At 72.8% G+C, this 15,500-nt stretch carries 8 protein-coding genes; 6 read left to right on the top strand and 2 right to left on the bottom strand.

All coding sequences use genetic code 11. The annotated features are described in order from the left end of the window. Window positions 1-4 precede the first annotated feature (4 nt). Both Mam01_RS15340 and Mam01_RS15335 read right to left on the bottom strand, forming a co-directional pair. A complete protein-coding gene (locus tag Mam01_RS15340) occupies window positions 5-412 on the bottom strand; it encodes a PIN domain-containing protein (RefSeq protein ID WP_204285994.1) in 408 nt (135 codons plus the stop codon). Continuing rightward, on the bottom strand, window positions 397-657 hold the full coding sequence (locus tag Mam01_RS15335) for a type II toxin-antitoxin system Phd/YefM family antitoxin (RefSeq protein ID WP_204285993.1): 261 nt from the start codon (window positions 655-657) through the stop codon (window positions 397-399). Before Mam01_RS15335 ends, Mam01_RS15340 begins: the two co-directional genes overlap by 16 nt. Window positions 658-928: 271 nt before the next feature. Between Mam01_RS15335 and Mam01_RS15330 the strand changes: the two genes are divergently transcribed. From Mam01_RS15330 to Mam01_RS15305, 6 genes are all read left to right on the top strand, one after another. Further along, window positions 929-8,929: a type I polyketide synthase gene (locus tag Mam01_RS15330; RefSeq protein WP_204285992.1), complete on the top strand. Its 8,001-nt coding sequence runs from the start codon at window positions 929-931 to the stop codon at window positions 8,927-8,929. A 12-nt stretch (window positions 8,930-8,941) separates the two neighbouring features. Then, window positions 8,942-9,973: a 3-oxoacyl-ACP synthase III family protein gene (locus tag Mam01_RS15325; protein WP_204285991.1), complete on the top strand. Its 1,032-nt coding sequence runs from the start codon at window positions 8,942-8,944 to the stop codon at window positions 9,971-9,973. 93 nt (window positions 9,974-10,066) lie between these two features. Then, window positions 10,067-11,704, top strand: coding sequence for a fatty acid CoA ligase family protein (locus tag Mam01_RS15320; RefSeq protein WP_204285990.1), 1,638 nt, complete (start codon window positions 10,067-10,069; stop codon window positions 11,702-11,704). Further along, the gene (locus Mam01_RS15315; protein ID WP_204285989.1) at window positions 11,704-12,693 is read left to right on the top strand and encodes an NAD-dependent epimerase/dehydratase family protein; all 990 of its coding nucleotides are present in this window, start codon (window positions 11,704-11,706) and stop codon (window positions 12,691-12,693) included. The genes Mam01_RS15320 and Mam01_RS15315 overlap by 1 nt, the downstream gene beginning before the upstream one ends. Beyond that, the gene (locus Mam01_RS15310) at window positions 12,690-13,607 is read left to right on the top strand and encodes an alpha/beta fold hydrolase (RefSeq protein ID WP_204285988.1); all 918 of its coding nucleotides are present in this window, start codon (window positions 12,690-12,692) and stop codon (window positions 13,605-13,607) included. Before Mam01_RS15315 ends, Mam01_RS15310 begins: the two co-directional genes overlap by 4 nt. A 232-nt stretch (window positions 13,608-13,839) precedes the next feature. Then, window positions 13,840-15,375, top strand: coding sequence for a S8 family serine peptidase (locus Mam01_RS15305; protein WP_204285987.1), 1,536 nt, complete (start codon window positions 13,840-13,842; stop codon window positions 15,373-15,375). The last annotated feature ends 125 nt before the right edge of the window (window positions 15,376-15,500 follow it).

Genomic DNA, 15,500 nt, shown 5'->3' with positions numbered 1-15,500 from the left:
CGAATCAGCGGGGAACGACCTGAGCGCGCACACCGGGAAGATCGTCGAACGCGGCCGAGGAATCCATCGTGATCACAGTCCTCGCGGTCGCGGCGGCCGTCGCCGCGATCAGCAGGTCGTACGCTCCTCGTGCCTTACCCTGTCGCCGGACATGCGCCATGAGACGCGCATGGATCCTGGCGACGTCCGTGGTGTACTCCTCCACTGGAATCAACGCGAGAACTTCGTCCACGAAGGCCTGCCGGGGCGCGTGCCTGGTCTCGTCGGCAAGTTCCACACCGACCAGCAACTCGGCCACCGTGATCGCCGCGATCGCGATGTCATCCGCGTCCCCGATCACCGTGTCCACGGACGCCTTGCCCCGCTCGGCGGCGATCAGAACCCCGGTGTCCAGAATCAGGCGTCGGGCCACGTGGCCCTCATCTCGTCTCGGACCATCTCCCGGGCCGCCGCCACGTCGGTCTCGAAATCGTCGTCCAGGCTCCCCGCGCTTCTCGCCAGAAACGCCTTCACCATACGACCTGGGGCCGCGGGGGCAGGACCGATCACAGCGATCTGCCTCCCACCACGGGTGACCACGATCGTCTCTCCGCGCTCGGCCTCGTCCAGGACGGTCGCGAAGCTTCGGGACGCCTCGGTGGCGGTCATCACCTTCATACAATCAGATTATCTGATGCTACCGGCGATTGTCCCGGTCTGAAGGATGGGCGGTTGCGTGACCTAAAGGTTTTGGCCATTCCTCGCACAACATCATTCTTCGGGACAAACACGGAGTGTGCCTAGGCACATACCAGCAGTTGTGATGACATGGTGACCGATCCGCCTGGCGTGTGTCAGGTGTGCGCGTCAGACACGGTGAACCCTGGCCGAGACAGCGAGCCGACCGGCGAAGTGCCGAGTCGTGGTGGACCTGAGCAGGAAGGGCGACATGAGCGCGGACGACCCGACAGCGGAACAGGCCTGGCCGGAGCACGCGGCGGCGGTGGTGGGCGTGGGATGCCGTCTGCCCGGTGGGATCGCAGACCTGGACGGGCTGTGGCAGGCGTTGCGGCAGGGCGCCGATCTGGTCGGCCGGATCCCGCCGAGCAGGTTCGAGGCCGATCGGTTCGTCGACGACACCACGCCGAGGCCGAACCGGAGCTACACCCGGGCTGGGGCCTTCCTCGACGAGGACGTCACCGCCTTCGACGCCGCCTATTTCGGCATCTCCCCCAAAGAGGCCGCCTCGATGGACCCGCAGCAGCGGTTGCTCCTGGAGATGGCGGTCGAGGCCCTGGACGACGCGGGCATCGACCCGGCGGTGCTGGCGGGCACGGACACCGGCGTGTTCGTCGGCATCTCGGATCCCGCCTACGGCACGATGCAGGCGCTGGAGCCGGGCGCCCTGGGCCCGTACTCGATGTCGGGGGGAACCCTGTCCATCGCGGCCAACCGGCTGTCGCACTTCTTCGACCTGCGCGGGCCGAGCATGAGCATCGACACCGCGTGCTCCTCGTCGCTGACGGCCGTGGAACGGGCCTGGCGGTCCCTCGCGGAGGGATCCAGCCGGGTGGCGCTGGCCGGCGGGGTCAACCTGCTGCTCGGCCCGGGCCCCTTCATCGGTTTCAGCCAGGCGTCGATGCTGTCGCCGACCGGCCGGTGCCGGGCGTTCTCCGCCGACGCCGACGGGTTCGTCCGCGCGGAGGGGGGCGGTGTGGTGGTGCTCAAGCGCCTGGCCGACGCGATCGCCGACGGAGACCGCATCCATGGCGTCGTCGTCGGAGCCGCCACCAACAACGACGGCCGCACCAGAGGGCTGGCGTTGCCGAACGCCGACGCGCAGGAGGCCCTGTTACGGCAGGTGTACGCCACGGCGGGCGTCGGCCCCGACGAGATCGCGTACGTGGAGGCGCACGGCACCGGCACCCAGGCCGGCGATCCGGCCGAGTGCCGGGCGCTGGGGCGGGCGCTGGGCACCCGGCGCACCCGCGGAGCCCTGCCCATCGGCTCGGTGAAGTCCAACCTGGGGCACCTGGAGCCCGCCTCCGGCATGCCGGGGCTGTTCAAGGCCCTGCTGGTGCTCCGGCACCGGATGATCCCGCCCTCGCTGCACGCCGCCACGCTCAACCCCCGGATCGACTTCGACGCCCTGGGCCTGAGCGTCGCCACCGAGCCGCGACCGCTGGACGGAGCAGGCGAGCGGCCCGTGGTCGGAGTCAACTCCTTCGGGTTCGGGGGCGCCAACGCCCATGTGGCGCTGGCCGCACCACCCGTCCCCGGACCGTACGGAACCGAGCAGGCGGGAGCGCTGCCCGTCGTCGTGTCCGCGCGCAGCCGGCCGGCGCTGCGGGAGGCCGTGGAACGGACCGCCGCGCACCTCGCGTCGCTCGACGAGCGGGACTTCTACCACGCGGCCTACACCGCGACCCGGCGGCGCGGCGGCCACCGGCATCGGGCCGTGGTGCTGGCCGGCACCGCCGGGGCGGCGGCGCGGGCGCTGGCGCGCCTGGTGGACGCCCCGGAGCCGGCCACCCCCGCCGGTTCATCCGATAGGCCGACAGTGGGCGGACGGCTCGGAGCCGGGGACGCGGCGGTGGCGGAGTCGGAGGCGGTGGAGCACGGGCGGGTGGCGTTCGTGTTCTCCGGCAACGGTTCACAGTGGGCCGGGATGGGCGCCGACCTGCTCTCCGACGGCGACTTCCGCTCGGCCGTGGAAGCGGTCGACGCCGAGCTGTCCGATCGGCTCGGCTGGTCGGTGATCGAGGAGCTGTCCCTGCCCGCCGAACGGTCACGCCTCTCGGCCACCGAAGTGGCGCAGCCGTTGCTGTTCGCCGTACAGGCCGGTTTGGTGGAGATGCTCGGGGCGGCGGGCGTACGGCCGGGAGCGGTGTTCGGCCACAGCGTGGGCGAGGTCGCCGCCGCCTACACCGCCGGCGCCCTGTCACTCGCCCAGGCGGCTCAGGTGATCTCCGAGCGCGGCGTCGCGCAGTCGATAACCAGAGGGCGGGGCCGGATGGCCGCGCTCGGGCTGCCGGAGACCGCGGCCAGGCAGGTCCTGGCCGGCTACCCGGACCTGGAGCTCGCGGCGGTCAACTCCGACCGCGACGTCACGATCGCCGGACCGGACGGATCGCTCAAGTCCCTGGGCGAGGACCTCTCCTCACGCAGGATCTTCTTCCGCGAGCTGGACCTGGACTACGCCTTCCACAGCGGCGCCATGGATCCGGCGCGGCAGCCCCTGGCCGACGGACTCGCCGGGCTCCGGCCCGGCCCGGTGCGGGTCCCCCTGGTGTCCACGGTGACGGGCGACCTGGTCCGGGGCGAGGAACTGGACGCGACGTACTGGTGGCGGAACGTCCGGGAGCCGGTCCGGTTCGCCGCGGCGGCCGAGCGGGTGCTCGGCGACGGCTTCGACGTGCTGCTGGAGATCGGCCCGCATCCCGTGCTCCGCTCGTACCTGCGCCGGATCAGCGGCGCCGCGCGGGTGCGCGCGGCCGTCGTGGCGACTCTGCGCCGGGATGAGCCGGGCCCGGCGCGGGTCCGCCGCGCGGTCGCCGAACTCGTCGCGGCCGGTGCACGGCTCGACTGGGATCGGTACTTCCCCCGCCCCGGCGCGGTGCGATCGCTGCCGGCCTATCCCTGGCAACGCGAACGGCACTGGATCGGCGGACCGCACACCTGGGTGCGGACCGACGTCGACACGACGATCCAGCATCCGCTGCTCGGACAGCGGCTTCCGGTGCTGGACCCCACCTGGCAGGGGGAGATCGACCGCGTACGGGTGCCCTGGGTGGCCGATCATCGGGCCGGCGGCGCCGCCGTCATGCCGGCCACCGGTTATGTGGAGATGGCCGTCGCCGCCGCCCGCCTCGCCCTGCCGGACGCCGCCGAGGCGGTGGAGGTCGACAGGGTCGACATCAGCCGGGCCATGGTGGTGCCGTCGCAGGCCGCCGCCGATCCGGTGTGGGCGCAGACGTCGCTCTGCGCCGAGACCGGAGTGGTCACCGTGGCCAGCGCCGGCCGGCAGTCCGAGCAGCCCCGCGAGCACTTCCGGGCCCGGGTACGGCCGCTGCTGCGCCCGGTCCCGCCGCCGCTGGACGTGGCCGCGCTGCGTGCCCGCATCGGCACGCCTGTGGACGTGCCCGGATACTACGCGCGGGCCGCCGAGGGACAGATGGTGTGGGGGCCGGAGTTCCAGGTCCTGACCGAGCTGTGGATGGGCGAGCGGGAGGTCCTGGGCGCCTACTCGTGCCCGGAGCAGGGGCAGGGGCGCTACCAGATGCATCCGGTGGTGCTGGACAGCGCGCTGCAGGCCGGCGTGCTGTGGCTGGTGGAGTCGCTGCGGTCGGGCCGCGGCTACATGCCCGCCGCGATCGGCTCCGTCCGCCTGTGGGGAACGCCGTCGGCGCAAGGGCTGGTCTACGTGCGGGAACGCTCCAGCAGTGCCGAGGAGGTCTGCTGGGACCTCGTGGTCGCCGACGGCGACGGCAGGATCGCCGCCGAGGTGGAGGGCTGCCGGCTCCGCCGGATGCCCGGTGTCCACGTCACCCCGGTCACCCGGTGGGAGACGGCGCTCCGGGCCGCGCCCCGGGCGGACGCGCCCGCCGAGCCGTGGCCGGCGCCCGGCCCCGGCGAGATCCTGTCCGGCGCGGCCGAGCGGATCGACCGGCTGCGCTCCGCGTGGCACGAGCTGGACTACCCGCGGTACGCGGCACGGCTCGAAGAGGTCTTCGCCCGTACGCTGGCCGGCGCGCTCGGCGAGCTGAGTGCCGAGTCGGGCGGCGGGGTGAGCGACGGGCGGCCGATCGGCGTCGAGGACCTGATCGAGGCGTGCCCCGAGGCGCACCACCGGCGGATGCTCCACGCGGCCCTGCCCCTGCTGGAGCGGCACGGCCTCTCGGAACGGCCGGCGTCAGGGGGCACCGGCCCGACGCCTCCGGATGCGAACCCGTCCGGCCCGCGCGGCGCCGACCAGGACTCCGACCGAGACGCGGACCAGAACTCCGATGGGGACGCCCACCGCGACCCCCACCATGACCTGAACCGAGACCTGAACCGGAACCTGATCCGAGATCTGCACCGGGACCTTCTCACCCGGGGTGCCGCCTTCGCCGCCCAGAGCGCCTTGACCGTACGGGTCGGACGGTGCCTGCCCGAACTGCTCGCGGGCCGGCGCACCGGCTCCGAGGTCCTGGGCTCCGGCGGCGGCCAGGAGCTGATCGAGCAGTTCCACGACATCGGGCCGGTCAACCTGTTCACCAACCGGATCACCCGGGCGCTCGTCGAGCAGATCGTCCGGCGATGGCCGGCCGACCGGCCGCTCCGTGTCCTGGAAGCCGGTGCGGGGACCGGCGGCACCACCGCCATGCTGCTGCCCGTCCTGCCCGCCGAACGCACCCGTTACCTGGTCACCGACGTCGCCGAAGCGGCGTTGACCCGGCTGCGGCAGCGCTTCACCGGCTTCGACTTCGTCGACTACGCCGTCCTCGACCTGGACGCCGACCCGGTCGGGCAGGGGGTGACCGCGGGCGGATTCGATCTCGTGGTCGCGGCGAACAGCCTGCACCTGGCCCGTGACCTGCCCGCCGCGCTACGCCACCTGTCCGCTCTTCTGGTGCCCGGCGGCCAGTTGCTCGTCGCCGAACCGCATCGGGTGGGGACCCTGCTGCCGTTCCTCGGCGTGCAGGAGGAGTTCTGGGACTTCACCGACCGGCACCTGCGCCCGCGCTCGCCGCTGCTGTCCCGGGAGGAATGGCCGCAGGTGCTGGCGGAGGCCGGTTACACCGAGGTCGTCCAGACCGGTGACGACGACGAACGCGCGGCCGGCGACTTCTCGGTGATGCTCGCCACCGCCACGGGCACCCCGGCCGCCGTGCAAGCCGTACCGGACGCCGCTGATGGTGCCGCGGCCACCGCCAAGGGCACCGCGGCCACCACGCCGCGCGTTCCGGCCGTCGACGAGTGTGCTCCGGTCACCATGGAGGGTGGTGCGGACACCGCGCACGACGTACCGGCCGCCTCCGAGGCCGCTCCGGCCGCTCTGCACGACGTACCGGACGCGGCCGGGACGTGGATCCTCGCCGGTGAGGACGGCACCGGTGCGCTGACGGCCGAGCTGGGGGCTCTGCTGCGAAGCCGTGGCGGTGACGTGCTGCACTCGCCGCTCAGCGACGACCCCGACCACTGGGCCGATCACTTCCCGCCCACCGCCGAGACGGTCACCATCGCGGTCGTCCTGGGCGGAACCGACGACACCGAGCCGAAGGCGACCATCGGCACCGAGCCGGAGGCGACCGGCGGCATCGAGCCGAAGGCGACCATCGGCATCGAGCCGGAGGCGACCGGCGGCACCGAGCCGAAGGAGACCGGCAACTCCGAGCCGGAGGCGTCTGACAACACGGACTCGAAGGCGGCCGTCGAGCGGATCACCCGGCGGGCGGCGGCGTTGCGGGCCGTCGCGCTGGCCTGCGAGCAGCTGCCCGAGCACGTCACGGCCACGGTGTGGCTGGTGGTCCGCCCCTGTGGCGCGCTGCCGGAGCCCCACCTCACCGACGTCCGGCTCCACCCCGAGGACGCGGCGACCTGGGGGACGACGCGCTCGCTGGGTAACGAGCAGCCGCGACCGGCGATACGCCGGCTCTGCCTGCACCCCACCGGTGACGCCGCGCGGGACGCCGGCCGCCTGGCGGCGGAACTGCTCGCACCGGACGAGGAGGACGAGATCCTGCTCACCCGCCGGGGACGTTTCGTACCACGGCTGCTGGAGCCGGGCGAGCACGGCCGCGACCTGGCCGTCGGCTCGGGCGGCGCCTATCGGCTCAAGGTGTGTGATCCGGGGCTGTCGTACACGCTGGCCTGGGAGGAGATCCCGATGCCGGAGCCCGAGCCCGACGAGGTCGTGGTCGAGGTGCGGGCGATCGGGCTGAACTACCGCGACGTGATGCAGGCGGTGAACCTGCTGCCCGCCGAGGCCGTCGAAGCGGTGTTCGGCGGGCACGAACTGGGCCTGGAGTGCGCCGGGATCGTCACCACCGTCGGCGCCGGCGTCACCGATATTCGGCCGGGTGACCGGGTCATGGCGGCGGGACCCGTCGGGTTCGCCAGTCACGCGAGGGTCAAGGCGTGGGTGGCCGTCCCCTTACCCGAGGGGATGACCTTCACCGAAGCCGCCACCATGCCGATGGCCTTCGCCACCGCGCACCATTCGCTGGGCTACTGCGCACGGGTCAGGGCGGGAGAGACGATCCTGGTCCACGGCGGCGCCGGCGGGGTCGGCCTGGCCGCGCTGCAGTACGCCCGGCACCACGGCGCCCGCGTGATCGCGACCGCCGGCACCGCCGCCAAACGCGACCTGCTGCTCGCGATGGGAGCCGACCACGTCCTCGACTCGCGCAGCCTGCACTTCGCCGAGCAGGTCAGGGAGCTGACCGGAGGCCGGGGAGTGGACATCGTGCTCAACTCGCTGGCCGGTGAGGCCATCACCCGGGGCATGGAATGCCTGCGGCACGGCGGCCGGTTCATCGAGCTCGGCAAACGGGACATCTACCAGAACAGGTCCCTGCTGCTGCGCCCCTTCTCCGACAACCTCGCGTTCCACGGCGTGGACATCGGCACGCTGATGTGGAAGGCGCCCGAGCTGATGGCGGACAGCACGGCGCAGGCCGCGCCCCTCTATCGCACCGGGCGGTTCCGGCCGTTGCCGCACACGGTGTTTCCGGCCGCCCGCGTCGCCGACGCCTTCGCCATGATGCGCCATTCCCGGCATATCGGAAAAGTCGTGGTGTCCTTCGACCCACGCGATGAACCGGTCACCGTACGGCCGCAGCGGACGGCGCCGCGCCTGGACCCGGAGGGGACCTATCTGGTCACGGGCGGCCTGGGCGGCTTCGGCGCGGCGACGGCCCACCGCCTCGCGCAGCGGGGCGCCCGCCACCTGGCCCTGGTCGGCCGCCGGGGCGCCGAGACGCCCGACGCTCCCGCTCTGCTGGCGGAACTGGAGAGATCGGGGGTGGAGGTCCGCGTGTACGCCGCCGACGTGGCCGACCGCGACGCCATGCGGCGCGTCCTGCGCGACCTGGACGGCGGCGGCCATCCGCTGCGCGGCGTCGTCCACGCGGCCATGCACCTCGACGACGGCCTGCTCGCCGACATCGGCGACGACCGGATCCGGGCCGTCCTGCGTCCCAAGGTCGCCGGCGCCATGGTGCTTGACGAACTGACCCGGGATCTCCCCCTCGACCTGTTCGTCATGTACTCCTCCCTCACCACCGTCGGCAACATCGGCCAGACCTCGTACGTCGCCGCGAACCTGTTCCTGGAGGCGCTGGCCCGGCGGCGGAGACGGGAGGGCCTGCCCGCGCTGACGGCCTGCCTGGGCGCGCTCGCGGAGACCGGGGTGCTGACCCGGGGCAGGCAGGGAGAGGCGCTGGCCAAGGCCGGGATCCCGCCGATGCCGCCCGCCCGGGCGCTGGACGCCGTGGAGGCCATGCTCGGCGAGCACGCCGACGTCGCCATGGTGGGCCGCTGCGACTGGGGCCGGTTGCGGCAGGTCCTGCCCGGCCTGCGGCGTCCGTGGCTGTCCCTGGTGCTGCCGCCCGGCGCGGAGGAGCAGGGGCCCGACCTGCCGTCGCTGCTGGCGGAGATGAGTTACGAGCAGGGCTACGCGTACGTCACCGAGCAGATCACCCGGTTGCTCTCCACCGTCATGCTCGTCCCGGCCGACCAGATCGCCCGCGATCGGCGGCTGGACGAGTACGGCCTGGACTCGCTGATGGCCACCGAACTGCTGACCTCCATCCGCGGGCGGTTCGGCATCGACATCCCGCCCATGGAGCTGATGCGCGGCGGCGGCACCGTCGCCGACATCGCCTCCAGCATCCTCATGCGCCTCGGGCCGCGCGGCGAACAGCGGCCCGCCGCCGCGGGCCCCCGTACCGGGCAGCCGGTCTGAAGCGAACGAGAGGTGAGGACCGCAGTGACCCAGTCGCACACCCGGCTGGCGGGAGTGGCCGCCTACCTGCCGGAGACCACGCTGAGCACGGCCGAACTGGAAGACCGGCTCGCCGACCGCAACCCCACCTTGGACCTGCCCCGGGGGCTGATCCACGAGCACAGCGGGGTACGGCGCCGGCACGTCGCCCTCCCCGACGAGAAACCGTCCGACCTGGCGGCGCACGCCGCCCGCCGCGTCCTGGAGGACAACGGCCTGCGGGCCGCCGACCTCGATCTGCTCGTCTACGCGGGAGTGTCGTCCGACGCCGTCGAGCCGGCCACCGGGCACATCGTCGCCGCCAAGATCGGGGCCTGCTGCCCGGTGTTCGACGTACGCAACGCCTGCAACAGCGCGCTGAACGCCATCCAGGTGGCCGACGCGCTGATCTCCGCCGGCCGTCATCGGCGGGTCCTCGTCTGCTGCGGAGAGCTGCCCACCGCCGGCACGCCGTGGACCGTGGCCAGTGCCGAGGAGTACATCACCGTGGCCGCGTCCTACACCGTCTCCGACGCCGGCGCCGCGTTGCTGCTGGAGGCCGCCTCCGAACCGGGGGTGCTCGCCCACCGGTTCTCCGCGTACTCCGCCGGATGGCAGGCGGCGGTCTCCGCGGTGGACAACCTCACCACCGATCCGTCGGCGGGCCGGCCCACGATCGGGCCGCTCGTCGTCGACTCCGTCGAGCTGGTGCGCGGCATCGAGAACATCGACTACGCCGTGTTCCACAAACCCCTCGCCGATCTGGGGCTGACCTGGGACGACTTCGCGGCCATCTGCGTGCATCAGGCGACGCTGCCGACGCTGTGGTGGTTCTGCGACCAGGTGCGCATCCCGCAGGGCAAGGTCGTCGTCACCATCGCCCAGCACGGCAACCTCGTCGCGGCGACGCTGCTCGTGCAACTGGCGCGGGTGGTCGGCTCGGGCCGGGTGCGGCGCGGCGACCTGGTCGCCCTCGTCGGCCTGGCCAGCGGGGCCAGCGCCGGAATCGTCGTCGTACGGTGGTGAGCCGGTGATGTCACGGAACCGCCGACGCGCGGTGATGAGCACGGTGACCACGCGGGCGGCCCTCCCGAGCGGCCGGCGTGCGGTGGTGAGCCGGTGACCACAGAGGTGACTCCTCCGAGCGGCTCCGGCCCGGCCGAGCCGGTCAGCGAACTGATCGTCCGCGCCGAACGCTGGTTTCGCGAGCAGCCCGACGTCATCGCCTGCCAGGTCGGCGGCCGTCGCCCGGCGGCCACCACCTACGGGCAGCTGTCGCGGTCGGTGGACCATGCCGTCGCGGTCCTCATGGAGGCAGGGATCCGCCCGGGCATGCGTACCGCCCTGCTGGTGCCGCCGGGCCCGGAACTGGGCGCGTTCGCCGTCGCCCTGATACGGCTCCGCGCGGTGCCGGTGCTGGTCGATCCGGGGTTGCCGCTCGGCGCGATCAGGCGCTGCCTGCGCCAGGCGGCGCCCGAGGCGTTCGTCGCGATTCCCGCCGTACAGCTGGCCAGGAGGCTGCTGCGCTGGACCCCGGACGTCCGCGTCTCCGTCACCGTCCCCGCGCGGCTGCCCCGCGAGGCGGAATCCGGGGTGGATTTGTGGCGCCACGCCGGGCCGGACGACCTGGCGCTGATCGCGTACACCTCCGGATCCACCGGCCCGCCCAAGGGCGTGCCGCTGCGGCACCGGCACCTGGCCGCGCAGCTCACCCTGCTGGGTGAACTCGGCACGGTGGAACCGGGATTGCCGGTGTTGTCGACGTTCGCGCCGTTCGCCCTCGGAGCGGCGGCGTTCGGGGCGACCGTGGTGATCCCGGACATGGACCCGCGGCATCCGGTGCGGGCCGACCCGGCCGCCCTGGTCGCCGACATCCGGCGCTACCGCGTGTCCGGGATGTTCGCCCCTCCCGCGCTGCTGGACCGGCTCGCGCGCCACTGCGCCGCCCGTGATCTGGTGCTGGACACGCTCGGCGACGTGGTGTCCGCCGGGGCGCCGCTGCCGATGCCGGTCATGGACCGCCTGCGCGGCTGCCTGCGCGACGACGCGCGGGTGTTGTCGGTGTACGGCGCCACCGAGTGCATGCCGGTGGCCGCGATCGAGAGCCGCCTGCTCGCCGGGCACGCCGCGGCCACCGCCGCCGGGGCGGGCACCTGCCTCGGTCTCCCGCTCCCGGGCGCCGAGGTGCGCGTGATCGCCCTCGGCGACGACCCCGTCGAGCGGTGGAGTGACGATCTGGTCGTGCCGCCGGGCGCCATCGGGGAGATCGTCGTGGCCGCCCCCACGGTCAGCGACCCCTACCTGGACGATCCGGAGGCGACCGCGCTGGCCCGGATCCGCGACGGGGACCGAGTCTGGCACCGGATGGGTGATGTCGGCCGCTTCGACGAGCAGGGCAGGCTCTGGTTCGCCGGACGCAGATCGGAACGGGTCCGCACCGTCGGCGGCGACCTGCACACCGACCAGGTCGAACCCGTCTTCGCCGCCGTACCCGGGGTCCGCCGCACCGCGCTGGTCGGCGTCGGCTACGCCGGCGCCCAGCGTCCGGTCCTGGTCGTGGAGCGCGAACCGGGTGTCCGGGACGACGCTCGCGTGACGGCCGGCATCCTGAGCGTGGCGGCCCGCCATCCGCACACCGAGGGGATTCGGGACGTGCTGTTCCATCGCGGGTTCCCGGTCGACGCCCGGCACAACAGCAAGATCCGCCGGCACGAGCTCGCCCGGTGGGCCGCGCGGCGCGTACGGGCAGGCCGGTGATGAGGGTCCTGGTGACCGGGGGCGGCGGCTTCCTGGGCGAGGCCGTCTGCCGGCGGCTGGCCGCCCGCGGTGACACCGTCCACGCACTTCAGCGTCACCGAAGCCCCGCGCTGGCGGCGCTCGGAGTCGCCCAGCACCTGGCCGACGTACGCGACCGCGCTGCGGTGACGGCCGCGGTCGCCGGGTGCGAGGCGGTCGTGCACTGCGCCGCGAAGGCCGGCGTACACGGACGGGACCGGGACTACGAGGAGACCAACGTGTCGGGAACGCGGAACGTGCTGGACGCCTGCGCGCGTCACGGGGCACGCCTGGTCCACACGTCCTCACCGAGCGTCGTCCACGACGGGCGGGACCTGGAGGGCGTGGACGAGTCCGTGCCGTACGCCCGCCGTTTTCCCGCCGCCTATCCGCGGACCAAGGCCGAAGCCGAGCGGCTCGTCCTCGCCGAGGCGGCGGCCGGGCGGGTGACGGCGGTCGCGTTGCGCCCGCACCTCATCTGGGGGCCGGGAGATCCGCACTTCCTGCCGAGGCTGGTGGCGGGGCGCCGTCTGCTGTGGCTGCTGGGCGAGACCGACAAGACCATCGACACCACCTACGTCGACAACGCCGCCGACGCCCACCTGCTCGCGCTCGACCGGTTGCGTCCGGGCTCACCGCTCGCCGGCCGGGCCTACTTCATCACCCAGGGCGAGCCCTGCGGCTTCGGGGAATGGCTCGGCCTGCTGCTGCGCGCCGCCGGGCTGCCTCCGGTGACCCGCCGGGCGCCCGTCGGACCGGCCCTGCGGGCGGCCCGGCTGCTGGAGCGGGTCCGCCGGTTCCCGTTGACGCGGCGCCTGCCCCCGCTGCTGTTCCTGGTGGAGCAGGCCTCGACGGCGCACTGGTTCGACATCTCCGCGGCCCGCCGCGATCTCGGCTACCGGCCCCGGGTGAGCATGGCGGAAGGACTGGCCCGGCTCACCGCCCACCTGTCCGCGGGGAGCGCCCGGTGACCGGATTCCCGGACTACCCGTTCACCTCCCGGTGGTTCGCCCACCCGCGTCGTGACGGCCTGCGCCAGCACTACCTGGACGAGGGGGCGGGGCAACCGGTGCTGTTCCTGCACGGGAACCCGTCCTGGAGCTACCTGTGGCGGCGGCCGATCCTCGCGCTGCGGGACGAGTTCCGCTGCGTCGCCCCCGACCACATCGGCATGGGCCTGTCGGACAAGCCGGGGGCCGGCCGTTACCCCTACGACCTGGCCGCCCGGGTGGACGACCTGGACGCCCTGACCGACCACCTCGTCGGCGACGCCGGTGCCCCCGAACAGGGGTGGACCCTCGTCCTGCATGACTGGGGCGGGCCGATCGGCATGGCCTGGGCCTGCCGCCACCCCGACCGGGTCGCCCGCCTCGTGCTGCTGAACACCGCGGCCTTTCCCAACCCGCACGGCGAACGCGTACGTCCCCTGCTGCGCCTGCCGTACCGGGTGCTGCGGGACACCCGGCTGGGCACCCGCCTGTTCCTGCGCCACAACCTCTTCGCCCGCGGCGCCACGTGGCGTCCGCTGGGGGTCCGGCGCCGGATGCCGGCTCCGGTGCGCTCGGCGTTCCTGGCGCCCTACGACCGGCCCGAGCACCGGGTGGCCATCCAGCGCTTCGTCCAGGACATCCCGTTGCGCCCCGGCGACCCCTCCTGGCGGCTCCTCCAGGCCACCGGTGCGTCGCTCGGGCAGTTCGCCGACCGGCCCACGCTGATCGCCTGGGGAACGGACGACCCGGTCTTCGACCGCGCCGTACTGGACGAATGGCGACGGCGTTTTCCCGCCGCGCGAATCCGCGTGTATCCCGGCGCGGGTCACTACCTGCTCGAAGACGCCCACGCCGACCTCGTCCCCGCCATCCGCTCGTTCCTCCTCGCCCTTTGAACGGTCTTCAGGAGCCCCAGAGACGCCGCCAGGCGCACGTGCTGATCAGCTACCAGCAGGTTCGTACGGTCGCCCCTGCGCGGTGGTGAACTCTTGAACACTTCTCGATCGAGCTGTTACCGTCACCAACCAACCCGAAAGGCTGGATTAAGGGCGATTTCGGACTCGCGGAATTAGGGCCAGCCAGAGCGCGGCGACAGGTGCCGCAATCCCACTGTTCAAGGAGCAACACATGCAGCATGCCCTGCCCAAGCGACGCCTCGCGGCCACCGCCGCGGCGTTCGCCATGGTGGGTGCCGCCTTCCTTGGAGGCGTTACCGACTCGGCCAGCGCGGCTACCCCCGACGAGCCGACGTCGACACCGGTCAACGTGGACTTCCCCGACGGGATGCTCATGAGCTATGTCGTCAACGCCCGGATCGCCAACCCCGGCCAGACGCGTCTCGTCGAGCGTGCGGTCGAGGCCGCCGGAGGGGTCGTCGTCCAGTCCTGGCCCGCGATCGGCGTGGTCGTCGCCCACTCCGACCGTGCGGCCTTCCGCGCGAACGTCACCGCCAAGGGCGGCAACGCGGTCGCCTCCGTCGGCGCCACCCGTACGGCCGGGGTCTCCGAGGGGACGCCGACGGACCTGGCCCCGCCGTGGGGTCCCGGCGCCAGCGGATACAAGAAGGGTGCCAAGAAGCCGGACAACGGCGACATCCCGTCTGACCCGCAGCCCGGCGCGAGCCTCGACCCCAACGAAGGGGTCCAGTGGGACATGCAGATGATCAAGGCCCCGCAGGCGCAGGCGGTCTCCGACGGCAACCGCAACGTGCTCGTCGGGGTGCTCGACAGCGGCATCTCGCCGACACACCCGGACCTCAAGGCCAACATCGACGTCGCGAACTCGGTCAACTGCACCAACGTCGGCCGTCCGGACCAGACGCCGCTGGCGTGGCGCCCGACGACGAGCGACCACGGTACGCACGTCGCCGGCACCATCGCCGCCGCCCGCAACAACATCGGCATCGTCGGTGTCGCGCCGAACGTGCGCATGGCGTCCGTCAAGGTCGTCAACAACGACGGCTTCATCTACCCGGAGTACGCCATCTGCGGCTTCATGTGGGCGGGCCTGAAGCACATGGACGTCACGAACAACTCCTACTACGTCGACCCGTTCGAGTTCTGGTGTGACGACCAGCCCGACCAGGCCGCCAGCAAGGAGGCCGTCCGGCGCGCCGTGGAGTGGTCCACCAGGCAGGGCGTCGTCAACGTCGCCGCGGCGGGCAACTCCAACTACGACCTGGCCAACAAGACCGTGGACAAGGGCAGCCCCAACGACGCGCCGGAACCGACCGTGCGCACGATCAACAACGGCTGCAGCGACATCCCGGCCGAGCTCGACGGCGTCGTGACGGTCGCGTCCCTGCAGCGCGTGGGCACCACGCTGGACAGCGTCCGGTCGTCCTTCTCCAACTACGGCCTCGGCAAGATCGACGTCGCGGCTCCCGGCTCGTCGATCTACTCGACGACGTGGAACACGCGGACGGGGGCGGACGGCTACGGCACCAAGAGCGGCACGTCGATGGCGAGCCCGCACGTCGCCGGCGTCATGGCGCAGATGAAGTCGGCGCACCCCTCCTGGACCCCGGCCCAGATGCTCAGTGAGCTCAAGGCACGGGCCGTGTCCAAGCCGTGCCCGGCGAACACCGCGACCTGCGCCGGCACCGCCGACGACAACGGCTTCTTCGGCACCGGTGTCGTCGACGCCCTCGCGGTCATCCAGTGAACTGACCCTCGTATCACCTGACCGACACCACCACGCTGGGCCCGCACCGTCATGCCGGTGCGGGCCCAGCGTCGGTCGTCGACAGAGCCACTGCTTCGTGGCAGCACGACGGGCCGGGACATCGG

The sequence above is a fragment of the Microbispora amethystogenes genome (assembly GCF_016863015.1).
Lineage (GTDB): Bacteria > Actinomycetota > Actinomycetes > Streptosporangiales > Streptosporangiaceae > Microbispora > Microbispora amethystogenes.
Note: the sequence above shows the minus strand (reverse complement) of the source record. Positions and strands in the feature narration are given on the sequence as shown.

Excerpts from the sequence above, each read along its gene's own strand:
- Mam01_RS15335 (WP_204285993.1), bottom strand. The coding sequence starts at position 657 with ATGAAGGTGATGACCGCCACCGAGGCGTCCCGAAGCTTCGCGACCGTC.
- Mam01_RS15330 (WP_204285992.1), top strand. The coding sequence starts at position 929 with ATGAGCGCGGACGACCCGACAGCGGAACAGGCCTGGCCGGAGCACGCG.
- Mam01_RS15315 (WP_204285989.1), top strand. The coding sequence starts at position 11,704 with ATGAGGGTCCTGGTGACCGGGGGCGGCGGCTTCCTGGGCGAGGCCGTC.
- Mam01_RS15305 (WP_204285987.1), top strand. The coding sequence starts at position 13,840 with ATGCAGCATGCCCTGCCCAAGCGACGCCTCGCGGCCACCGCCGCGGCG.